The sequence below is a fragment of the Streptomyces sp. NPDC001970 genome (genome assembly GCF_053594115.1).
Map to the genome: position 1 here is coordinate 122,921 of NZ_JBSFDW010000019.1, position 21,537 is coordinate 144,457.

At 72.8% G+C, this 21,537-nt stretch carries 18 protein-coding genes; 4 read left to right on the forward strand and 14 right to left on the reverse strand.

From position 1 onward, the window contains the following. Position 1: 1 nt before the first annotated feature. Together ACWCP0_RS23120 and ACWCP0_RS23125 are read left to right on the forward strand one after the other, a co-directional pair. Entirely contained in the window at positions 2–1,270 is a 1,269-nt protein-coding gene (locus ACWCP0_RS23120) for a styrene monooxygenase/indole monooxygenase family protein (RefSeq protein ID WP_451080703.1), read from the forward strand. A 248-nt stretch (positions 1,271–1,518) separates the two neighbouring features. Then, complete coding sequence (locus ACWCP0_RS23125; protein WP_451080704.1) at positions 1,519–1,809, forward strand: hypothetical protein; 291 nt, start codon at positions 1,519–1,521, stop codon at positions 1,807–1,809. A gap of 260 nt (positions 1,810–2,069) precedes the next feature. On the opposite strand, the gene ACWCP0_RS23130 is transcribed toward ACWCP0_RS23125, so the two are convergent. From ACWCP0_RS23130 to ACWCP0_RS23155, 6 genes are all read right to left on the reverse strand, one after another. After that, positions 2,070–2,885, reverse strand: coding sequence for a hypothetical protein (locus ACWCP0_RS23130; RefSeq protein WP_451080705.1), 816 nt, complete (start codon positions 2,883–2,885; stop codon positions 2,070–2,072). 408 nt (positions 2,886–3,293) lie between these two features. Continuing rightward, positions 3,294–3,884, reverse strand: a complete 591-nt coding sequence (locus ACWCP0_RS23135; protein ID WP_451080706.1) for a flavodoxin family protein — start codon at positions 3,882–3,884, stop codon at positions 3,294–3,296. Positions 3,885–4,422: 538 nt separating this feature from the next. Then, on the reverse strand, positions 4,423–6,840 hold the full coding sequence (locus tag ACWCP0_RS23140; protein WP_451080707.1) for an outer membrane protein assembly factor BamB family protein: 2,418 nt from the start codon (positions 6,838–6,840) through the stop codon (positions 4,423–4,425). Between the two features lie 45 nt (positions 6,841–6,885). Then, the gene (locus ACWCP0_RS23145; protein WP_451080708.1) at positions 6,886–7,164 is read right to left on the reverse strand and encodes a hypothetical protein; all 279 of its coding nucleotides are present in this window, start codon (positions 7,162–7,164) and stop codon (positions 6,886–6,888) included. 64 nt (positions 7,165–7,228) lie between these two features. Beyond that, entirely contained in the window at positions 7,229–7,960 is a 732-nt protein-coding gene (locus tag ACWCP0_RS23150) for a TetR/AcrR family transcriptional regulator (protein ID WP_451080709.1), read from the reverse strand. Positions 7,961–8,041: 81 nt separating this feature from the next. After that, positions 8,042–8,977: an AurF N-oxygenase family protein gene (locus ACWCP0_RS23155; protein ID WP_451080710.1), complete on the reverse strand. Its 936-nt coding sequence runs from the start codon at positions 8,975–8,977 to the stop codon at positions 8,042–8,044. A 129-nt stretch (positions 8,978–9,106) separates the two neighbouring features. On the opposite strand from ACWCP0_RS23155, the gene ACWCP0_RS23160 reads away from it, so the two are divergent. After that, complete coding sequence (locus ACWCP0_RS23160) at positions 9,107–10,234, forward strand: ferritin-like domain-containing protein (RefSeq protein WP_451080711.1); 1,128 nt, start codon at positions 9,107–9,109, stop codon at positions 10,232–10,234. Positions 10,235–10,675: 441 nt separating this feature from the next. Here the strand turns inward: ACWCP0_RS23160 and ACWCP0_RS23165 are convergent, their stop codons facing one another. From ACWCP0_RS23165 to ACWCP0_RS23185, 5 genes are all read right to left on the reverse strand, one after another. Next, entirely contained in the window at positions 10,676–12,130 is a 1,455-nt protein-coding gene (locus tag ACWCP0_RS23165; protein ID WP_451080712.1) for a penicillin-binding transpeptidase domain-containing protein, read from the reverse strand. Next, complete coding sequence (locus ACWCP0_RS23170) at positions 12,127–13,527, reverse strand: FtsW/RodA/SpoVE family cell cycle protein (RefSeq protein WP_451080713.1); 1,401 nt, start codon at positions 13,525–13,527, stop codon at positions 12,127–12,129. Before ACWCP0_RS23170 ends, ACWCP0_RS23165 begins: the two co-directional genes overlap by 4 nt. Positions 13,528–13,553: 26 nt before the next feature. Continuing rightward, a complete protein-coding gene (locus ACWCP0_RS23175) occupies positions 13,554–14,867 on the reverse strand; it encodes an ATP-binding protein (protein WP_451080739.1) in 1,314 nt (437 codons plus the stop codon). A 125-nt stretch (positions 14,868–14,992) separates the two neighbouring features. Further along, positions 14,993–15,703 carry a hypothetical protein gene (locus ACWCP0_RS23180; protein WP_451080714.1) on the reverse strand — a complete coding sequence of 237 codons (711 nt, stop codon included), beginning with the start codon at positions 15,701–15,703 and terminating at the stop codon, positions 14,993–14,995. A gap of 321 nt (positions 15,704–16,024) precedes the next feature. Then, complete coding sequence (locus ACWCP0_RS23185; RefSeq protein ID WP_451080715.1) at positions 16,025–18,046, reverse strand: HEAT repeat domain-containing protein; 2,022 nt, start codon at positions 18,044–18,046, stop codon at positions 16,025–16,027. 250 nt (positions 18,047–18,296) lie between these two features. On the opposite strand from ACWCP0_RS23185, the gene ACWCP0_RS23190 reads away from it, so the two are divergent. Beyond that, on the forward strand, positions 18,297–19,115 hold the full coding sequence (locus ACWCP0_RS23190; RefSeq protein WP_451080716.1) for a nuclease-related domain-containing protein: 819 nt from the start codon (positions 18,297–18,299) through the stop codon (positions 19,113–19,115). Between the two features lie 89 nt (positions 19,116–19,204). On the opposite strand, the gene ACWCP0_RS23195 is transcribed toward ACWCP0_RS23190, so the two are convergent. The 3 genes from ACWCP0_RS23195 to ligD form a co-directional block, all read right to left on the reverse strand. After that, on the reverse strand, positions 19,205–19,636 hold the full coding sequence (locus ACWCP0_RS23195; RefSeq protein WP_451080740.1) for a nuclear transport factor 2 family protein: 432 nt from the start codon (positions 19,634–19,636) through the stop codon (positions 19,205–19,207). Positions 19,637–19,707: 71 nt separating this feature from the next. Further along, the gene (locus ACWCP0_RS23200; RefSeq protein WP_451080741.1) at positions 19,708–20,598 is read right to left on the reverse strand and encodes an ATP-dependent DNA ligase; all 891 of its coding nucleotides are present in this window, start codon (positions 20,596–20,598) and stop codon (positions 19,708–19,710) included. Between the two features lie 35 nt (positions 20,599–20,633). After that, a complete protein-coding gene (gene ligD, locus ACWCP0_RS23205; RefSeq protein ID WP_451080717.1) occupies positions 20,634–21,518 on the reverse strand; it encodes a non-homologous end-joining DNA ligase in 885 nt (294 codons plus the stop codon). Positions 21,519–21,537 lie beyond the last annotated feature (19 nt).

The window sequence follows — 21,537 nt, forward strand, 5'->3', positions numbered from 1 at the left end:
CATGCGGAAGATTCTGATAGTCGGCGCCGGTCAGTCCGGACTCCAGCTCGCCCTCGGCCTCCAGGCCCAGGGCTACGAAGTCACCCTGATGTCCAACCGCACGGCGGACGAGATCCGGGCCGGCCGGGTCATGTCCACGCAGTGCATGTTCGCCACGGCGCTGCAGCACGAGCGCGACCTCCAGATCAACTTCTGGGAGTCCCAGGCTCCGAAGATCGAGGGCCTCGGCGTCTCCGTCGCCGGACCGCTCGCAGTTGAGACAAACACAGCCCAGAGGGTCATCGACTGGGTCGGCAAGCTCGACGGCTACGCCCAGTCCGTCGACCAGCGCGTCAAGATGGCCGGCTGGATGGAGACCTTCGCCCAGCGCGGCGGGCAGCTCGTCATCCACGGCGCCGCCGTCTCCGACCTGGACTACTTCTCCCGTACGTACGACCTGGTGCTGGTCTCCGCCGGCAAGGGCGAGCTGGTGTCCATGTTCGGTCGCGACGCCTCCCGCTCCCCGTACGCCGAGCCGCAGCGCGCCCTTGCCGTCGCCTACGTCCACGGCCTCGGCCCGCGCCCCGAGCACCCCGACTACGACGCGGTCCGCTGCAACCTGGTGCCGGGGGTCGGCGAACTCTTCGTCATGCCGACGCTCACCACTTCCGGCCGCGCCGACATCCTCTTCTGGGAGGGCATTCCCGGGGGCCCGCTCGATGCCTTCCAGGGGGTCAAGGACCCGGCCGAGCACCTCTCTCTCACGCTGGAGCTGATGGAGAGGTTCACGCCCTGGGAGTACGCCCGCGCGACGAAGGTCGAGCTGACGGACGCGGGTGGCACGCTGGCCGGCCGTTACGCCCCGACCGTGCGCAACCCCATCGGCCGGCTGCCCGGCGGCGGGCTCGCGCTCGGCGTCGCGGACGTCGTCGTCGCCAACGACCCGATCACCGGCCAGGGCTCCAACTCGGCGTCCAAGTGCGCCGCGGCGTACCTCGCGTCGATCGTGGAGCACGGCGACAAGCCGTTCGACGAGGAGTGGATGCAGTCCACCTTCGACCGCTACTGGGACACCGCCCAGCACGTCACCAAGTGGACCAACGCGATGCTCGGCGTCCCGCCGGAGCACGTCCTCAACCTGATCGGTGCGGCGGGCGAACTCCAGCCGGTGGCGGACCGGTTCGCCAACGGGTTCAACGACCCGGCGGACTTCGAGAACTACTTCTACGAGCCGGAGAAGGCCGCGGCGTACCTGGGCTCGGTCACGGGGGCCCCGGCTTTCGCGCAGTGATCCGGTAGCCGGCACGGGCCGTTTCCGGTCGCCCGGGGGAAGCCTCGGTCCGACCCGGCGACGGCCCGTGCCGGCTCACGGTGCGGGTGGCCGGCTGCCGAGCCGCCGGGCCCCGACCGTACCCGCGGCGGCCACCGCGGCCGAGCAGGACCTACTCCAGTACGCCGAGCCGTTCGGGCACGACCTCACGGGTGGTGCCGTCCCCGTACACAGGTCGCCTGCGAGGGAGACACGTCTCGCTGCACCTCATGGGCCCGCAGGTGGATGCCGGCGCCGGTGGCCGCGCACGTCCGCAGCGGATCGCTGCCCGGCAGCCCCGTGAGCAGGAGCACGAACGCGTACACCGTGGCGAGCGCAGCGCCGGCGCACAGCGCGACGCCCCGCAGGCGGGCGGCCGACCGCTCCCGGTCCTGCCAGAGTCGGGGAACTCCCGCAGGAGCGCCAAAAGGCCACAGGCGGCGATCCCCACGACGCACGTCCACTGCACCGGCACCAGTACGCCCACGGTGTCGATCGTGGTGCCGCTCTCGTACACGTAGGTCACGCGCGGAGGGAAGCTGCTGCGTTCCCCCCGGAACGGTCCGCCTGGCCCGACGAAACCGTGGTTGCACGTCTCGTCCAGCTCCGACATGGCCCTCGTCAGGCCCGCGACGACCCAGGCGACGGTCGCCGCGGCCAGGAACACGGCGAAGGCCGCCCACAGCCGGTCCGGGGCGGTGCGACGGGTGTATGTCCGACACGGCGTGCGAGCCTGTCCGGCACGGTCGTCCGGCGAGGCGCGGACGATGCGAGCGACGGCCTACCCCGGCGCTTCGGCCTTCTCCTGCGACTGCGGCGTAGGGGCGGCGCTGTCGGGCGCACCGGGTTCGGGCACCTCTCGCTGCTGCGGTTCCTCGGTGCTTGTGCGCTCGGGATCGGCCGGTCCCGCGAGTTGATGCGAAGGGAGGGACGCAAGCAGAGCTGCCACCTCCTTCAGACGCGCTTCCAGGGTGGCGCGCTGTTCCCGCTGCGTCTCGGCCAGCGACTGCTGGCGATCGAACGCCTTGCGTGCCTGTGTCGCCAGCCCGTCGGCATAGGCCACGCCGCGCTCCAGACGGGCGATCGTCGCTGTCCGGTCACGGGCCGCCCGTTCCATGAGGTGTCCCTGGTCCAGGGCGATCCGGGGATTGCGGGCGAACAGCAGATGGAGGTACACGGACAGCTCCGAGTCGCCCTGGTACTGCTGGCGGGCAAACCGGCCCGCCTCGCCGCGGCTGCGGGCGAGCGCGTTGCGCGCGTCGGCGAGTGCGGTGCCGAGCCGCTTCGTCTCGGCGCGCTGCACCGTGAGCTTCTCCCGGGTCGCGTAGTACGCCTCGCCGGCCTCCTCCGCCTGCCAGTACAGGTCCCGGAGCCGGCCGAGCAGCCCGGTGACGGTCCGTGCCGCGGGGTTGCCAGGGGCGGCCAGGCCGCCGGGTTTGCCCTCCTCATCCGGAACGCTCGAGGCTTCCGAGCCGCCCGGGGCCGCCGTGGCGCCCGGGTCGTCCGGCCCGGCCGCCGCCGGTGTCGCTGTCACCGCGAAGACCGTGACGGCGGCGAGTGCGGCCGTGCAGATCGAACGAAGCAGGCTTTCTGACACGTCATCACCTCACAGGGGTTACGCGAGCGATGATGCGCCTGCGGTTGTGTGATGAACGCCCGGGGTGACCGCTTCGGCGCAACACCGTCACCCGCGACGGGCTGATCGGGGAGCGCGGCGGCGTGGCGACTGGCGCAGGCGTGAAACGGCAGGGCGTGGCCGCGTGGCCATGAGATGGCTGAGCTCGGGACCGCCGCCGGGCCGCACATACGGACCGTGTCGAAGGGTGCACGACGTGCACGAGGTGTGCGGATGTGGAGCAGCCGGTACACCCGAGGGTGTACCGGCTGCGTGAACTCCCGGCCCGGGCGCCGTGCTGCCGACGGACGCGGCGCCCTCGGTGGCGTGATCGCCGACCGGTGGGGCTTCGGGTTCAGCGGCAGCGGGGCAGACGGGGCGGCCGTTGGATCAGGCGCCGACGGCCGCGCGTCCGGCGGCGTAGATGCGGGCCTGCTCGGCGATGCGGCGGCCGAGGTGCTCGGCGGTGGCTATGTCGGCCTTGTGGACTTCCTCGGGGCCGTGGTCGGTGTTGGTCTGGGCGCCCGCACCCAGGTAGAAGCCGAGGCGGTTGAGGTCCTCCTCGGAGGCGGTGGAGCTGTTCCAGCCCGGGTGAAGGCCGAGGTTGACCCAGGTCATGCCGTGCTGGGCCGCCAGGACAGTGAAGTACTGGAGCGTGTGGAGCTTGTCGCCGCTCTTGGCGCCGGAGTTGCTGAATCCGGCGGCGAGCTTGTCCTTCCACGAGTGGACGAACCAGCGCTTGGAGGTGGTCTCGGCGAACTGGTGGAAGGCGCCGGAAGCCGTGCCCATGTAGGTCGGCGAACCGAAGACGATCGCGTCGGAGGCGTCGAGCAGCTCCCACTGCTCGTCGGTGATCTCGTCGACCTTGATCAGGTGGGCGACGGCTCCGGCCTCCGTGACGCCGTCACGTACGGCCTCGGCGAGGACGGTGGTGTGGCCGTAGCCGGAGTGGTAAGCGATCGCGACGAGGGGGTTGGTCATGAAGTTTCCTCCTGGCGGTGGGTTGGCTGACTCCCTCTGGGAGCCGGGAGGTCGACGATCATCCGGCGTGGCGGCGTGGAGTCGACCTGTGCCCACTAAGACCGAACAGCTTCCGCCTCCGTGACATCGGAAGAGTGATTTTTTGTACTATGCACCTTTTACTACCTGGTGATGCGAGGTTGGGCCGACGGGCACCCGGTCACGTCATCCTCTTCCGGACCCGAGGCGCGGACGGCACCACCTGCTGCGTACGTGCGAAACACGTCACCGCGCACGACGGCTTCCAGGCTCTGCTGGACGGCGAGGACCCGAAGGGCGGGCACAGGCCGTCTCGATGCTGTCGTCGACCGCGCGGCTCTGCACAGGGACGGCGTGTCCGTGTTCCTGCGTCGGTACACGAACGAACTCGGCAGGCAGGTGGCAGGGTCGACCGCGGCCCGGTCGACGAGCGTCCTGTCGGCTCCGTGCTCGCGGCAGCGGCCTCAGCCCTGAACGCGCGACGCCTGCGCCGGCCGCCGGCCTTGACCTCGGTGTCCGTTCAGCGGTCGAGAGGCAGCGCGTACAGGGTGCTGTCGCGCCAGACGACGGCCGTACGGCCGGCGACGACGCCGCGGTAGCCGCCGGGCTTCGCGGGCGTGGTGCCGCCCGCGTCCTGGAACTTCCACAGGCGGCTGCCGTCCGCCGTGCGGAACGCGGTGACCTGAGTGGCCTCCAGCGCCAGCGCAGTGCGGGCACCGGACGAGAGCAGCACCCGCGGCCGCCCCCCGCCACCCGCCTCCGTGGACCGGGACCAGCGGGTCGTGCCCGTCGCCGCGTCCAGGGCGTGGAGCTGGTGGTGCGCGGTTCCGACATAGAGCGTGCCGTCGTGGACGACGCCCTCGCCGAAGGCGTTCCGGCCGGTGGCGCCCGGGGCGGCGGTTCCGGCGGCCTGCCACACGCGCTTCGCACTGCGCGAGTCGAACGCGTGGAGGCCGTCGCCGACCGCCGCGTACACCCGGCCCGCCGTGTCGCCGGAGACGGTGGTGTCCGGCAGCACGGCGGTGAAGTACGTGCCCGAAAGGCGCTTTCCACTGACCCGGTCGTACACCGTGAACAGCGCGAGGCCCTTGTCGGCCTTGCGCTGCTGCGGGGTGAGCGAGGCACCGTCCTGCCGTACGAGGATGCCGTCGGGGCGCACGGCGACGCCCTGGTACTTGGGCAGCGCGTCGCGGGCGCGGCCGTTCGGGACCTGGGTGCGCCAGAGCTCTTTCCGGGCGACGGCGTCGTACGCGAAGAGATATGTGCCCGCGCCCGCGGTTCCGGTGAACCAGACGACCGGTCCGTCGGCGGCGGCGACGGAGGTGATGTGCGCCGGGGCGGCGACGCGGTGGCGGACCGTGCCGTCCTGCGGCGAGAGCCACAGGAAGTTCGTCGCGCCGATCACGAAGACGCTGTCGCCCGCGAGGAAGGGCCGGTGCGCGGCCTGCGCTCCCGGCTGCGTCCAGAGGCGACGGCCGCTGCGCAGATCGACGCCGGTGCGCTGGCGCGCGTCGCCGATGACGAGGATCCGGTCGCGCCAGACGGCGGTCTCGAAGGGGCCGCTGCCCGTGTGTGCGTACGCCCAGATTGGCGCGGGCGGCACTCCGGGTATGGGCGCGGGGGCCTTCGCGGGGGTCGCGGGGGCGGCTGCGGGCTCGGCGTCACCACCGGCGACGGCCACCCCGATGCCCCCGCCGAGCAGCAGCCCGGCGGCACCGGCCGCGGCTGCGGCGACCACCACCCGCCGCTCGGCGCCGGCCTTGGCGGCCAGCACGGAGGCGGTGAGGTCGGACTTCGGCGCGGCCGCCGGGTCGGGCGCGACGGCGACGGGGGCAGCGACGGAGACTGCGGGCGCCGGTGCCGACGCAGGTGCGGGCATCGCCGCGGGCCCGGCGCCGGACGGGCCCGCCACGCCACCGGCCGAGGGCGCGCTCGGCACAGGTGCGGCGCCACCCACCCGGGCCCGCGGAATGCCCAGGGCGGCGGTGACCTTGTCGCCGACGCGCAGGCCGACGGCCCCGAGGGCAAGGGTCTTCCGTCCGGTGCCGGTGTCCGCGGGTGGCCGGGCCGCCGACACCGCGGCGGTCTGGGCGGCCAGGGCCGTCACCACGGGCTCCGGGAGCCAGCCGTCCTTGGCCAGGGCCGAGGCGCCCTCCAGGGCCAGTGTGGCCGCGGCCGTGCCGGCCGTGGGACGGGAGGCGGGTTCCCCGGCGAGGCACGAGGCCACCAGATCGCGCAACTCCTCGGGAACTCCGCCCAGTTCGGGGGACCGGGCCGCGAGCGACGCGTCGTCGGGCAGGACCGGTGTCGTCCCCGTGGCGGCGTAGGCGAGGAGCAGGCCCAGGACGAAGATGTCGGATGCGGTGCCGGGTTGTTCGCCCTTGACCTGCTCCGGGGTGAGGGAGGCCAGGCGCACGGAGAGCCGCCCGCCCGGGCCCGCCTGGGCGTGGGCGGCGGCGCCGAGCGCGCCGAAGGCCGCGAGCCGCGGACCGTCGGCCGCCAGCAGGACGGTCTCCGGGGTGAGGCCGTGCAGCACGGTGCCGGTCGCGTGGACCCGGGAGAGGGTCTCGGCGAGCCCCGCGCCCAGTATCCGAACGGCGCGCTCCGGCAGCGGTCCCGCGAGGGCGATGGCCTCGGCGAGGGTGAGGGCGGGTACGTAGCCGTACGCGGTCCACAGCTGCGGCCCGTCCGTGGCAGCGCCGGCCGGTGCCGGCACCCAGCCGCCCGCCAGCCGGTCCGCCGTGCGCGCCTCCGCCTCGAAGCGGCGCCGGAACGCCGCAAGCGCGGCGAGCCCGGGCCTGGCAAGGGAGACGACGACGGTGGCGTCGTCGGGGCCGCCGTGTGCGACGTACTGGACGGTGCTCGCGGTCTCGCGGAAGCGCAACAGCGTCGTGTACGGACCGATGCGGCGCGGATCGTCCTGCTGAAGCGGCTCCATCGGCGAGCTCCCCCCTGGTGGTGCGTCCGCGGTGATCCTATTCGGTTACCGATCGGCGCGCTTCGGCTTCGTCCAGGGCCAGTTGAGCGTGCGGCGCTCGCGGCCGCCGGGTGCGTACTCGTACCGCCAGCCGCGCGGCAGCCCGAGGCGCTTGGTGTGGCCGGCCGGGACGCGGCGGTACGCGTACACGGTGGGCGGCCCGCCGGCGTCGTCCGGCACCGGAACCTCGTACCACTGCGGGGGGTTGCCGGTGGGGCCGACGAGGACGGGCAGGACCCGGCCGTCCAGGGGGCCGCCGACGAAGGGGGTGTTCTCGCTTCTCACCCGCCCAGTCTCGCGCAGGCGTCCTGTCGCGTCTCTTCGGGCCGGGCCCGGGGCGCTTCGACGACTACAGGAGGTGACCGGCGTCGCCCACGACGGGGATCACCCTCCGGGCGAGCGTTCCGACCGGGCCCGACGGGGTCTCCTGGGCGAGTAGCTCCCGGACGACGCCCGCGGTCTCCTCGTCGGAGGCCGCGGTCGCGGCGAGCAGGGCGACCAGATGGTCGACGAGCCAGACCCGCAGTTCGCCGGCAGGCGGCTGCTTGTCCTCGTCCAGCCAGATCAGCGAGGCCGCCTCCACCGCGGCGATCCAGGTGCGCACCATCATGCGCAGCCGCGGGCCGGGGTCCGGGACCCCGAGGTGGACCAGGATCTGCTCGGCGGCGGCGCGCCGCACCTCGTCGACGATCGCGCTGGTGCGGGACGTCTCGGCGACGCTGCCGCCGCGCAGAAGGGCGCTGAACGCGGCGTCGTGCTCGTCGACGAAGACGAGGTAGCGGTCGAGGACCCGGCCGAGCCGCTCGGTGGGCGGCCCGGCGGGCGGCTCGGCGAAGCACAGCACGAGCGCGCCGGCGGAGCTGCGCAGGGCGGCCTCGTACAACTGCTGCTTTCCGCCGGGGAAGTAGCGGTAGACCAGCGGCCGGGACACCCCGGCGGCCTCGGCGACGTCGTCGAGCGACACGTCCTCGGGGGCCCGGTGCCCGAACAGGGTGAGGGCGGCGCGGAGCAGCTGACTGCGCCGCTCCTCCACACTGAGGCGCCGGTACGCGCGATTCGGCGCGGGAGCACTCGGGGTCATACGGGCAGCGTAACCGCCGCTCTCGGGCACCGGGGGGGCGGTGTGCCGCGGCCCGCGCACTCGGGCCGGTGGCCCCGAGGTTCAGGCCAGCAGCCCCGAGCTCTTCCACAGCCTGCGCCCCGCACCCCGCAACACGCCGATGTCGTCCAGGAAGTCCGTGAGGCGCTTCGCGCCGGTCTGCATGACCTCGCGGCGGTGGCCGCTCGCCTTCACCTGGGCGACCGCCTCCCGCCGGTCCAGGCCGACGTTCTCGTACACCGTGGGGTTGACGAAGCAGACCGAGAAGACCCGCGCGGCCTCGCCGCAGCTGAGGCGGGTGAACTCCTGCTCCCACCGGGGCGCGGTCACCATCTGGCGGCGCAGCTCCTCGCGGGCGTAGCGCACATGGCGGGCCTCCTCCACCACGTGGATGCGGGTCACGCCGCGGACCAGCGTCTGGACGCGCTCGTCGGGGAAGGTCAGGCGCTGCATCCAGTCGAGGATCTCCTCACCGAGCAGCGTCGCCGCGAACGAACCCGGCGTCGTCGACACCGTCTTCAGCACGCGCGCCAGATTGTGGTAGAGCCGCGGCACCGGGTACGCCGGGGCGCCACCCTTCTGGATCATCTTCGCGAACATCATCGAGTGCCGGCACTCGTCCGCGATCTCCGTGAGTGCGTAGCGCACATGACTGCTGGTCACGGACTTGTCGTAGATGTGCCGCACGAGCAGCTGCATCAGGATGATCTCGAACCAGATGCCGAGCGACGCGAGCGACGCCGCCTCGTGCCGGGCCAGATCCATCCGCTGGTCCTCGGACATCTTCTTCCACAGCGGGGTGTCGTACAGCGACACCAGCTCGGGCGGCCAGAACCACTTTCCTTCCTCGATCGGGGCCTCCCAGTCGAGCTCCGTCTCGGGGTCGAAGGAGTGCTTGGCCGAGGATTCGAGGAGGCGTTCGGCGACCTGTTCGCGGTCCCGCAGCGGGCCGAGGGCGTCGCGGAGGAGCGTGAGATCGCGTGGGGTCACAGTCGTCATGGCACTTATGAGACTGGCTGTCAGTAACGCCGTCAATCCCCTGTGCGGGACTTGTTGACTGGGCGTCTACCAACGTGTGAGTCTGCCAACAGACCGTCAGTTCGTCAGTGCGAGGCGAGGGAGCCGTTCGTGTCGACGTTTGACCACTACACCAACCCGCCACGGGAGCCCGTCTGGTCCGTCCCAGCCTCCGGCGCGGCCCGCTTCAGCTGGGAGGCCATGTTTGTCGGCCAGAAGAATGGTGCCGGCCGCGACCGCCTCCTCGCCCTCTACCAGAAGGGCAAGGACAAGCAGTGGGACGGCGCCAAGCGGATCGACTGGGACCTCGAGGTCGACCCGTACGACCCGCTCGGCACCCCCGACGAGGCCCTCAGCCTCTACGGCACCCGCCACTGGTCGAAGATGACGGAGAAGGACAAGGGCGAGCTGCGCCGGCACTACTCCTCCTGGCAGTTCAGCCAGTTCCTGCACGGCGAGCAGGGCGCGATGGTGTGCGCGGCACGGATCGTCGAGTCCGTGCCCGACCTCGACGCGAAGTTCTACTCCGCGACCCAGACCATGGACGAGGCCCGGCACGCCGAGATCTACGGGCGCTTCCTGCACGAGAAGATCGGCATGCTCTACCCGATCAACGACAACCTGCAGGGCCTGCTCGGCGACACCCTGCGCGACTCCCGCTGGGACATGCCCTACCTCGGTATGCAGGTCCTCATCGAAGGGCTCGCCCTGGCCGCGTTCGGCATGATCCGCGACACGACCGAAAAGCCCTTGCCCAAACAGATCCTGGCGTACGTCATGCAGGACGAGGCCCGGCACGTCGCCTTCGGGCGGATGGCGCTGCGCGACTACTACAAACAGCTGACGGACGCGGAGCTGCGCGAGCGCGAGGAGTTCGTCATCGAGGGCTGCTATCTGATGCGGGACCGCATCCGGGGGCTGGAGGTGCTGGAGGGCTTCGGCATCCCGCGGAAGGAGGCGGAGGAGTACACGGAGCAGTCCGAGTTCCTGCACCTCTTCAGGAAGCTGCTCTTCAGCCGGATCGTGCCGTGCGTGAAGGACATCGGCCTGTGGGGCGAGCGGCTGCAGAAGGCGTACGTCGACATGGGTGTCTTCGAGCTCGGCGACTCCAACCTCGACCTGCTGATGAGCCAGGACGAGGAGCTCGCGGAACAGCTGGACCGCGAGCGCTTCGCGGCGGAGGAGGCCGAGCGGGTGGCGGAGGTGGAGGAGGCGATCGCGGAGGGCGGAGGGGCCTGAGCTGCACCGGGGTGCCGCCTCGACCGGTGATCGAACGTTCGGAGGAAGCTCCCCGGTTCGCGATGACGATCGAACCGGAGCGGCGGAGCCGGCCGGAGCCCGACGTTCTCGTCGTTCGGGTCGAGGCGGACACGGGCCCTGGCAGACATGGTTCATGCCCGAGGACGTCGTCCTCGCCGTCGAGGTCGTCCCGGCCGACTCGCGTAGCGCGATCGCGACAGCCGCCGGATGAAGCCGTCGGCCTTGTCGGCCACAGGCGTCGACGGCCTCGACGATGTCCTTCGACTCCGTCGAATCCAAGAGGAATGTGAGCCGTGCGACGTTGACCTGGGCGAGCTCGTAGTCCGGTTGCTCAGTCGTCATGGCCGCACGACAGGTCGGCCATGACCCGGATGTCCGCCCGCTCCGAGGGGCGAGACGCCCCCGGGTACGTGAGAAGCCTCAGCGGAGCGCCGCCTGCATCACCGCTCGCGCGATCGGTGCCGCGTCGCCGCCGCCGCTGATCTCCGCGCGGTTGGCCTCCGCGTCCTCGACGACCACGGCGACCGCCACCGCGGGGCGGGGCGCGCGAGGGGCCTGGGCCCAGGCGATGAACCAGGCGTACGGGACACCGGCGTTGCCGACGCCGTGCTGTGCGGTGCCCGTCTTGCCGCCCACCACGACCCCCTTCATCGCCGCTTGCGTGCCCGTGCCCTTCTTGACCGCCTCGATCATCATCCGCCGCAGCGTCAGCGCCGTCGCCGGGTTCATCGCCCGCTGGTAGGAGCGACGGGGTGTCTCGCGCACCGTGTCGCCGTCCCACGTCGTGGTCCGCTCGACGAGATACGGGTACGCCAGCTCCCCGCCGTTGGCGACGGCCGAGGCCACCATCGCCATCTGCAGCGGCGTCGCCGTCGTGTCGAACTGGCCGATGGACGACAGCGCCAGCTGGTCCACGCTCATGCGCCGGTCGAAGTTGGACGGGGCGACCCCCGACGGGATCCTCAGTGCCTTGTCGTTGAAGCCGAACCTGCCCGCCGCGTCCAGCATCCCGGGCAGGCCGACCTTCACCCCGAGGTCGGCCATCACGGTGTTGCAGGACCACTGGATCGCGTACGCGAGCGACGCGTCCTCGCAGTCGCCGACAGGGTTGGGAAGCCTGGTCCTCGTCCCCGGGAGCACATAGGGATCGGGTGTGTCGGTGGGGGCGTCGGGGTCGGTGACGACCCGGGCGTCGAGCGCCGCGGCCGCTGTCACGATCTTGAAGGTGGAGCCGGGCGGATAGGTCTGCCGGATGGCCCGGTTGAGCATCGGCTGTGTCTCCGACGCGATGAGCCGCTTCCAGGTGTCGGTGACGGCCGCACTGTTCCCCGAGAGCAGGCCCGGGTCGTACGAGGGGCTGCTGACCAGCGCCAGGATCCTGCCGGTCGACGGCTCGAGCGCGGCGACCGCGCCCCGCCGCCCGGCGAGCCCGCGGTACGCGGTCTCCTGCAGCGCGGCCTTGACGGTGGTGACGACGCGGCCGCCGGGCCGGCGGGAGCGGGTCAGGTCGTTCCAGAGGGGGAGCGGGGCGAGGAGCGGGTCCGTGCCCGACAGGACCGCGTCCTCGGCGTGCTCCAGCAGGGTGGTGCCGTAGAGCTGGGACGCGTACCCGGTGACAGGCGCGTACAGCGGGCCGTTGCGGTACGTGCGCTCGTGGCGCAGCTGCTGCCGGGTGTCCTGGGAACCGGTGACCGGCTCCGAGCCGACGACGATGTCGCCGCGCGGCGCCTCGTAACGGGCGATGACCGGCCGGCGGTTGGCAGGGTTCTTGTTCAGTGCGTCGGCCTCGATCACCTGGACGCGTACGGCGTTGACCAGCAGCGCGACCAGCAGGACCAGGCTGAGCGCGGCGGCGCGCCGGATGTAGCGCGTCATCGTCCCTCTCCCGACGGCGCGGCCAGGGCGGGCGGCGGCTCCGCGGCGGCTCCGGCGACGACCGCATCGGGGAGCGGGGCGCGGGCCGAGTCGCTGACGCGGATGAGCAGCGCCACGATGATCCAGTTGGTGACGACGGACGAACCACCCTGCGCGAGGAACGGCATCGCCATGCCGGTGAGCGGGATCAGCCCGGTCACCCCGCCCGCGATGACGAAGACCTGAACGGCGAGGATGGCGGCGAGGCCGACGGCGACGAGACGGCCGAAGGGGTCGCGCAGGGCGAGGCCCGCGCGGAAACCGCGGGCCACCAGCAGCCCGTAGAGCAGGAAGAGCGCCGTCAGCCCGGCGAGCCCCAGCTCCTCGCCCGCGGTCGCCAGGATGAAGTCGGACTTGCCGGCGAAGCCGATCAGGATCGAGTGCCCGGCGCCGAGCCCGGTGCCCTGGATGCCGCCGGCGGCGAACGCGAACAGCGACTGGGCGAGCTGCCCCGGCCCCTGGCCCGCGTCGATGGAGGCGAAGGGATCGCGCCAGTCCTCGACGCGGCTGTGGACATGCGGTTCGAGGGTGCCGACCGCGACCGCGCCGACCGCGGCGAGCAGCAGCCCCACGGCGATCCAGCCGGTCCGGCCCGTCGCCACGTACAGCATGATCACGAAGAGTCCGAAGAAGAGCAGCGAGGTGCCGAGGTCCCGTTCGAGGACCAGGACGGCGACGCTGATGAGCCAGATCGTGACGATCGGGCCGAGGACGCGGCCGGTGGGGAACTGGAGCTTCCAGATCCGGCGGCCGGTGTAGGCGAGGGCGCTCTGGTTGGCGGCGAGATACGCGGCGAAGAACACCGCGAGCAGGATCTTGGCGAACTCGCCGGGCTGGAAGGAGAGTCCCGCGAACCGGATCCAGATCCGGGCCCCGTTCACGGCCGGGAAGAAGATCGGCACGATCATCAGGACGAGGGCGGCGGCGACGGAGACGTACGCGTACCGCTGGAGCAGCCGGTGGTCGCGGAGCAGGACGACGACCGCGATGAAGAGCGCGACGCCGAGGGTCGACCAGACGAGCTGGGCGGGCGCGGCGCGGAAGCCGGGGGTCTCCAGGTCGAGCCGGTAGATCAGGACCAGTCCGATGCCGTTGAGGAGGACCGCGATCGGGAGGAGGAGCGGGTCCGCGTACGGGGCGCGGAACCGTACGGCGAGATGGGCGAGCAGGGCGAGCAGTCCGAGGCCCGCGCCGTAGGCGACGGCGTCGGGCGGCACGGCGTCGTTGCGGGTGAGTCCGACGGCGACGTAGCCGTAGACGGAGATGAGGACGGCGCAGACGAGGAGCGAGAGCTCGACCCCGCGCCGTTTCGGCAGGCGAAGTGCGGGCGGGGGAGCGTCCGCTGCCGTTGCGGTCATGCCCCGCAACGTAGCAAGCAGGGATCTTATGTCCGCTTATCTGTGGACTCAGGCGGCGTGCCGTCGACGGCCGGCTGCCTGCTTCCGGCTCCGTCACCCCCTCCGCCTTCGCCGCCGTCCACGTTCTCGTCCCCGCCGAGGTGGATGTACTCGGGCAGTGCCAGCCGGGCGACCGCCCCGCCGTCCGGCGCGTCGGAGAACTCCAGCTGCGCGCCGATCACCGCCGCCTGTCCGACCGCGATCGTCAGCCCGAGGCCGTGCCCCTTGCCGCCGGACCCGGACTCCGTACGGAACCGCTGAGGGCCGTGCTCCAGCAGATACGGCGGATATCCGCTCCCGTGGTCCCGTACCGACACCGACGGCCCGTCGACCGTCACCACGACCGGCCGGGCCCCGTGCATATGGGCGTTGGCGATCAGATTGCCCAGCACCCGCTCCAGGCGGCGCTTGTCGGTCTCGACGCTCGCCGGCCGCACGATCCGCAGCTCCGTCGCCGAACCGGCCGCCCGCGCAGCCCGCACCACGCGCTCGGCGAGCGGCGCGAGTTCGTGGATGTCGAGATCCACGGTCTCGCGTCCCGCGTCCAGCCGGGAGATCTCCAGCAGGTCCTCGGTCAGGGCACGCATCGTCCGCACCCGGTCCTGGACGAGCTCCGACGGACGGCCCGGCGGCAGCAGCTCGGCCGCGGCGGAGAGTCCGGTCAGCGGGGTGCGGAGCTCGTGCGCCACGTCGGCGGTGAAGCGCTGTTCGTTCAGCAGCTTCTCCTGGAGGGTGGAGGCCATGGTGTCCAGGGCGCCGGAGACCGTGGCGACCTCGTCCTCGGGCCGCGAGGGGTCCTTGGTGCGGGGATCGTTGACGCGGGCGTCCAGATCGCCCGCGCCGATACGGCGGGCCACCTGTGCGGTCAGATGCAGCCGGCGGGTCACCCGGGTCACCGCGAACGTGCCCATCAGCAGCGTGGCACCGATCGCGAGGACGGAGGAGCCGAGGATCGCGCGGTCCAGATTGCCGATCGTGTCCGCGCTGAGCGTGTAGTCGACGTGCACGGCTATGGCCCGGCCGTCGGCCGGACCCGCGGCCCACATGGTCGGCCGGTCCTGGAATTCGGAGACGACCGTTCCGCGCTTCCCGCTCACCGCGAGGTCGCGCAGCCCGGGCGGCAGTCCGGGCGGATCGATCCCGCCGTACGAGGCGAGCGGCTCGCCCGCCTCGTACGACCGCGTCACGTCCTCCAGGCGCGAGAGGGCCTTCTCGCGGGCCTGGTCGACGGTCTGGCGGGTCACGGACGCATGGACCAGGGCGCCGAGCAGCGCGGCAAGGGCGCAGCACATCGCGGTGATGAAGAGCGCGGCCTTCCAGGTGAGCGTCGCGGTCCAGGCGGGGAGGCGGGGGAGGCGCGGAAGGAAGGGATGGCGGCGGGTGGTGCGGCGGGTACGGGAGCGGGCGCGGTCGGGGCGGCGCGGGTTCACCGGGCGGCCTCCGCCGACGGGGTGGGCGCCGTCGGCGCCGACGGCTTGATACGGATGATCTCGTCGCGGGCGGGGAGCATCGCGCGCTGCTGAGCGTCCCAGGACCAGACGGTCCGGTACTCGTACCCGGGGATGCCGGCCGACACGGCGCGGATGATCAGGTCCTTGCCGGCCGCCTCCACCCGCACGACCGCGTCCGAGTCGGACATGATCCGCGTCAGCCCGCCGTTCTCCTGCATGTAGACCCGGATCGCGGTGCGCTGCTCGGGCATCGTGATGGCGACGATGAGTTCGTCCTTCCCGTCGCCGGTGAGATCGCGGTAGTACGGCCTGAGCACCGGGCAGGTGCCGGGCTTCGACGTGCACGCGCGGATCTGCCCGGCCGTCTCCGGGTAGAGCCCCTCGGCTCCCGTCACCTCCCCGGGGTGGGCGGCCACCTCGGCCTGGACGACGGCGACCGGGTCGAGGGAGCGGACGTCGCCGTCCGGCACCCTGATCCCCGGGATGCGCGTGGTGTCGCTCTCCCCGTAGTCGACGGGCGGAGCCGAGATCGGCGGCAGCTCCGGCCACAGCTCCACGGGGCCGACGGCCGTCGGCGTCGCCCCCGCGCTCTCCAACTGCCCCGCGCCACCACCGCAGCCGATCAGCAACAGGAGACCGGCCAGTGCGGCCGGCGCTGTGCCCATGACGGTGCGGAACGGATTCACGGAGCAGGCTCCCTGCTGATGCTGCGGCGACGCCGTCTTGCGCGTCAGACGGGGCTCGGGCCGATCGGTTGCGGTCGACCTTATGCCGTGGGACATGGCCACCGGGGAGATCGATATTATCTGTCCGCTATTGCGATAGTTGGGCGGGGTGTCGTCGGTTGTGTAACAGGGAGCAGGGGGGCAGGGCCGTACCGGGCCCCGGCAACTTCCGAGTGGAGGGCTCCGCCCCCTGACCCCTGGTACGTGCCCGGTACCGTCCGGCGGGCCGGTGTGGCCGTCTTCAATTTCCGGGCGGGCTCGACACGAGCCCGCCCGGAAAGGTCACGCCCCCGCCGACAGCGCCCGCCTGCACAGCGTCAGCAAGCGCTCGTCCCGCTCGATGTCGTGCGTCCCGGAACCCCCGTCGAGGACGTTGTGCCGACGCGGCCGGGACAGCTCCGCGCGCAGGAGCGGGGCGGCGGGGGAGGCCGCGGGGCCCATTTCGGTGAGGCATTCGGCGACGTCGACGCGGCCGTAGCGGTTTTCCTCCCAGGCCGAGAGCAGGACCGGGAGCGCGTCCCGAGTGTCGCCGGTGACGCGCCACAGGGCGATCCCCGCGTCCATGCGCAGCCAGCGTTCCCGGGAGGCGAGGAGCTCGCGCAGAGCGGGCGCCGCGGCCGATGCGCGCGGGCCGAGGAAGCCGAGCGCGGCGGCCGCCGACCGCCGCGCGTCGGGGCCGTCCGCCGCGAGGAGCTGCCGCAGTGGCGGCAGTACGGCACCCGCGTCACCGGAGATCGCCCAGAGCGCCTTCGCCGCGGCCGCGGCGACCGACGGGCACGCGCTCGCCAGCAGTTTGCGCAGTTCCGGCGCGGCGGGCAGCGCTGCGGGCCCGAACGCCGTCAGCGCCCGCAGCGCGGACTCCGTCACCCACTCGCCGCCCTGCTCGGAGGCGGCCCGCAGCACCCGCAGCACCTCGGGCAGCGCCTCGGCCGCCCGCAGCGCCGCCAGCGCGAGCATCAGCGGAACCGCCCCGTCGTCGAGCTCGGCCTCGCCGAGCCGCCGCCGCAGGACCGGCGCGAGCGGCGCGGCCGCGGCCCCGAGATACGGCACCGCGAACGCGACCTCGCGCGGCAGCTCCGGCTCCTCCAGCGCCACGGCCAGCGCCGGCACCGCCCGCGGGTCGCCGAGCCTGGCCAGCGCGATCAGGGCGCGGTCGTCCCGCACGGCGCCGCCCGCACACAGGGCCGCGCCCCCATCAGCACCTCGGACCGCACCGCCGTCCGCGCCCCAGCGCCGCCCCCGGCCCCCGTCCGCCCCCGCGATCCGCGCCGCCAGCGCGTCCGCCGCGGGCAGCGCCAGCCCGCACAGGCTCTCCAGCAGGCTCGCCGCTGCCGCCCTCAGCCGTGGATCCGGATCGCCGAGCTGCGCCCCGATGCACCGCACCAGCTCGTCGTACGGCCCCCGCCAGGTCCGTATCAGGCCGTGGCACATCCACACGGCGTCCGTACGCTGCCCCGGGTCCCCGCTGCTCAGCCGGCCCACGAGCAGCGCGATCCGCTCGTCGACGCGGTCGCCCAACGCCGAGTGCAGCGTCCGCAGCAGATCGTCCGTGCCGCAGGTCTCGTCGGCGCTCGCCGGCCCGTCGGCCTCCCGCAGCAGCGCCGTCGTCGTCGCCGCGACATCGGGCGGCAGGCTCGCAGGCCCGCACCGGGCCAGCTGGGTCAGGGCGGACAGGCGCAGGCAGGGCTCGTGAGCCGGGGCGAGCAGCCCGGTCAGCCACCGCACCGCCTCCGCGCGCAGCCCGGCGTGCCGCAGGGCGATCCGCCCCACCGCCTCGACGAGCGCGAGCTGCACCTCCGCGTCCGGCTCGGCCTCCAGCCGGCCGCACAGCAGCGCCAGCATCCGCGTGGGCTCCCCGTGCAGCATCGCCAGCGCGCACGGTGCGGCGAGCCGCACGCCGGGGTCGTCGTCCGCGAGCAGCCCGACGAACACATCCGCACCGGCGGCGACGGCGGCCGCCGCCATCGCGTAGTTGGCGGCCTCCTCGAACTCCTCCTCGTCCGGGCCGGGTTCGTCGTCCCCGTCCAGCTCGATGCCGCCGATGCTGGTCAGCAGCTCCACGACTGCGCCCCGGTCCTGGACCTCCGGGCTGGCGACGAGCTCCAGCAGGAACGGGATGCAGGCCAGCGTCGAGTCGTACACATCCCCCTGGTGGTGCACGGCCGCGTACATCGCGTCGAGCGCGGCCTCCCGCTCGACCGGATCCGGTGACGCGAGCCCGCGCAGCAGCCCCGGGACATCGTCCGCCGGACCGTACGCATGGCCCAGCGACGCCCAGTCGACCTCGTCGATCCCCGTGAACACGCTGTTTCCTCCCGCGAACCAGCTGCCGGTCCCTGTCCGGTCGATCGGACGGGACCAGCCCCCGGGCCCCGTCCAGCCCGATCGACCGGACAGGGACTAGGGGAGAGTGTGCACCAGGACGGTGACAACGAGGACTGGGAAAACCGCCATGCCGCACGGGTTTCGGTCACCCGGTCCGTCCGTCCCCCGTCCGGGATATTGCCCCTCCGGCGCGACGCCTGCTCCCATGGTCGGTGGGGGTGAGGAAGCGATGGGTACGTCAGGACTGCGTGTCACACCGACGGTGAGGTACGGCCGTTCACGGCTGTACGTGAGCCTCCCGGGCGGCGGTGACGCGGCCTGGTACGACCGCGACACCCACCGCGTCAGCCTGGTCCTCACCGAGCTCCGCGACGAGGTGATCGCCGCCCTTGCGCCGTATCTGACCGGCGACTTCACCATCGGGCCCCCGCCCGTCCCGACCGCCGACGAGCTCGCCCGGCTCGCCCTCCACCCCGACGACGACCTCGCCCCCAACCGCCCCGGCGAGGCCCTGCACCTCGCACTGGACAGGCGACGGCAGGGCGCCCCGGGCCGACGGCATCTGAGGGCCGATCCGCGGCTCGCCGACCTCGACGCCCAGCAGCGGCTCGGGGCGGAGCTCGACCGGCTGGAAAGCGCGGGGTGGCGGGTGCTTCACTCCGTGCCGCTGCCCGGTGCCGAGCACATCGACCATCTGGCGATCGGCCCGGCGGGCGTGTTCGCCGTACGGACCCTGGCGGCCCGCGGCCGCCGCGTCCGGGTCGCCGACCCGCTGGTCACGACGGGCCGAGCCGAGCCCCGGCCCGAGCTGCGCCGGGCCCGCGGGGGAGCCCGGCGGGCCTCGTTCGCGCTGGCCGTCGCCGTCCGCCCGGTGCTCGCGGTGGTCGGGGCGGCGCGGCTCGACGTGCCGCCCGTGCCGAGGGACGTACGGATCCTCGCCGACACCGAGGTGCCGGCGCTCTCCGGGCCGGGCGGTGTCCTGAAACCGGCGGACATCGAGGCGCTGTACGGGCGCGCCCGCGACCGCAGGACCTGGCTGCGCGCCTGATGCCGGCAGCACACCCCATGCCGGCTGCACGCCTGCTGCCGACGACGCCCCGGCTCCCGATCGCGCGCCCGGCCCGCGGCTGGTGGCGGTTACCGCAGGTTGTCCCCCCAGCCGCCCTGCAGCATCGTCTGGAACGCCCACTTCCCGTCCCGCTTGATCAGGATGTCCGCGTACCGCAGCTGCTGTGTGGTGCCGCCCGCGGTCATGACCGAGTCGGTGAAGACCACGACCATCGCCGAGGTGAGGAACACGGGCGTACGCGTCGACTCGAAGGTGATGTCGGTGGTGCCGTCGCCCATCACGTGGGTCATGGTGGCGACGAACTGCTCGCGGTCCCACTGCGCGGAGGCGCCGTTGCCCGCCGAGTCGTCGCTCACCAGGTTGAGCGGGAAGACCGCCATGTCGGCCATTCGCTCGATGTCCCGCCGGCCGCTCGCCGCGTCGTACTCGGCGAACCACTCCTCGATGCTCGTGAGCTCGCCGGGGGTCGGGGTGTAGCCGGTGTCGGGCAGCTGGGGCAGGGTCACGCTCTCTCCTCGTCTCATCAAACTTGACTACTACCGTCGACGGTATTTCCCGTTCCCCTCACTAGTCAAACTTGATTAATCAAATCGTCCCGGATTCGCAGAACGGCCGCCACCGTGTGCCGCGTCGTTCCCTGCTCGACCTCTGCCACGAGCCCCGGCGCCACCGTCCGGTACGGCACCTCGCCCACCCCGATCGCCATCGCCCGGCCGTCGACCGCCCCGGTCTCGCGCCCCGCGAGGGTGGTCGCGGCGTGGGTGCGCAGCGCCGGCGGCAACGGGCTGGAGACGACCGGGGCGTCGTCGTCCGGCAGCACGAGCACCAGCGCGGCCGGCCGGTCCGGAGGCCCGGTGAAGCCGACGACCGCCGCGTCCCTGACGTCCGTGTGCCGCAGCTTGCGCCAGTCGCGGGCGCCCGCCCGGTACGGCCCGGTGAGCCGCTTGATCACGAGCCCCTCGACGCCGGTCGCCGTCAGGGTCTCGTACCAGGTGGCCGCGAGCTCCGGATCCGTCGTCATCGGCACCGGCTGGAGCGGCGGCCCGAGCGGGCCGAGCAGCCCTACCAGCCGCTCGCGGCGGCGTGCGTACGGTGCGGAGCGCAGATCCGTGCCACCCTCCGCCAGCAGGTCGAACGCGGCGTACGAGGCGGGCAGCCGGCGCGCCAGGATCCCGGCTCGCCCCGGCGTGGCGGCCGCCCGGCGCTGGACGGCCGCGAAGTCGATCCGGCCGCCGGTCCAGATCACCACCTCGCCGTCGAGAACCGTGCCGTCCGGCAGTGCGAGCGCGGCCTCCGCCAGATCGGGGAAGGCCGGGGTCACCAGCCGCCCCGAGCGGGCCTGCAGCACGGCCCGGCCGTCCAGCGTGAAGATCAGGACCCGGTGCCCGTCGAACTTGGGTTCGTACGCCAGCCCTTCCCCGCGCGGCAGCCTGGCCACGGACCCGGCGAGCGCCACCTTCAGCGGCGGCCGCAGGACGTGCCCCGTCCGTGCCGTGCTCACGGCAGGCTGCCCGCGCGGGCGGGGTCGAAGAGCGGTGCGAGGAGATCCCCGTACCGGCCGAGCCGTCCCGCGATGTCCCCGAGCCGGAACACCAGGTCCGCCGGGGAGTCGCACCCCTCGACCTCCTCCCAGGTCACGGGTGCGGACACGGTCGGTTCGGACCGGGCCCGCAGGGTGTAGGGCGTCGCGGTGGTCTTGGCGGCGGCGTTCTGGCTGTGGTCGACGAAGACCTTCCCGGGGCGCAGTGCCCGCGTCATCCGGTGCACCACGAGCCCCGCGAGCTCCGCCTCCGCCTCGACGGCCAGGGTCCTCGCGTACGCCGACACGTCCGCCGACGGCGTCGGCTCCAGCGGCACCAGCAGGTGCAGTCCCTTGGAGCCGGACGTCTTGGCATACGCCTCCAGACCGTCGGCGGCGAGCCGCTCACGCAGCCACACGGCCACTGAACAGCACTCCACGACGGTCGCGGGCGGCCCGGGGTCGAGGTCGAGGACCATCCGGTCGGCCCTGGCGGGTTCGTCCACCTGCCACTGCGGAGTGTGGAACTCCACCACCAGGTTCGCCGCCCACATCAGGGACGGCAGATCCTGCACGACGACCTGCTCGCCGGTCTCCCGCGACGATCGCGGGACTTCGGCGACGCGCACCCAGGAGGGGGTGCCGGGGGGCGGGTTCTTGGTGAAGAACAGCTGGCCGTCGGGGCCGTCCGGGTAGCGGAGGAAGGACAGGGGCCGGTTGTGGAGGTGGGCGAGGAGGGGGGTCGCGGTGAGGGCGTAGTAGTGCAGCACCTCGCCCTTGGTGGTGCCGGTCGCGGGGTAGAGGACCTTCTCCAGGTTGCTGAGCGCCAGGCGCCGCCCCTCCACCTCTGTGATGGGCGTCATACGATGAGAATCCCATGAA

Bases quoted from the DNA above. Each gene is read 5' to 3' on its own strand.
- ACWCP0_RS23150 (WP_451080709.1), bottom strand. From the start codon at position 7,960: ATGACCCCGAGTGCTCCCGCGCCGAATCGCGCGTACCGGCGCCTCAGT.
- ACWCP0_RS23135 (WP_451080706.1), bottom strand. From the start codon at position 3,884: ATGACCAACCCCCTCGTCGCGATCGCTTACCACTCCGGCTACGGCCAC.
- ACWCP0_RS23125 (WP_451080704.1), top strand. From the start codon at position 1,519: ATGGGCCCGCAGGTGGATGCCGGCGCCGGTGGCCGCGCACGTCCGCAG.
- ACWCP0_RS23155 (WP_451080710.1), bottom strand. From the start codon at position 8,977: ATGACGACTGTGACCCCACGCGATCTCACGCTCCTCCGCGACGCCCTC.
- ACWCP0_RS23140 (WP_451080707.1), bottom strand. From the start codon at position 6,840: ATGGAGCCGCTTCAGCAGGACGATCCGCGCCGCATCGGTCCGTACACG.
- ligD (WP_451080717.1), bottom strand. From the start codon at position 21,518: ATGACGCCCATCACAGAGGTGGAGGGGCGGCGCCTGGCGCTCAGCAAC.
- ACWCP0_RS23165 (WP_451080712.1), bottom strand. From the start codon at position 12,130: ATGACGCGCTACATCCGGCGCGCCGCCGCGCTCAGCCTGGTCCTGCTG.
- ACWCP0_RS23190 (WP_451080716.1), top strand. From the start codon at position 18,297: ATGGGTACGTCAGGACTGCGTGTCACACCGACGGTGAGGTACGGCCGT.
- ACWCP0_RS23170 (WP_451080713.1), bottom strand. From the start codon at position 13,527: ATGACCGCAACGGCAGCGGACGCTCCCCCGCCCGCACTTCGCCTGCCG.
- ACWCP0_RS23120 (WP_451080703.1), top strand. From the start codon at position 2: ATGCGGAAGATTCTGATAGTCGGCGCCGGTCAGTCCGGACTCCAGCTC.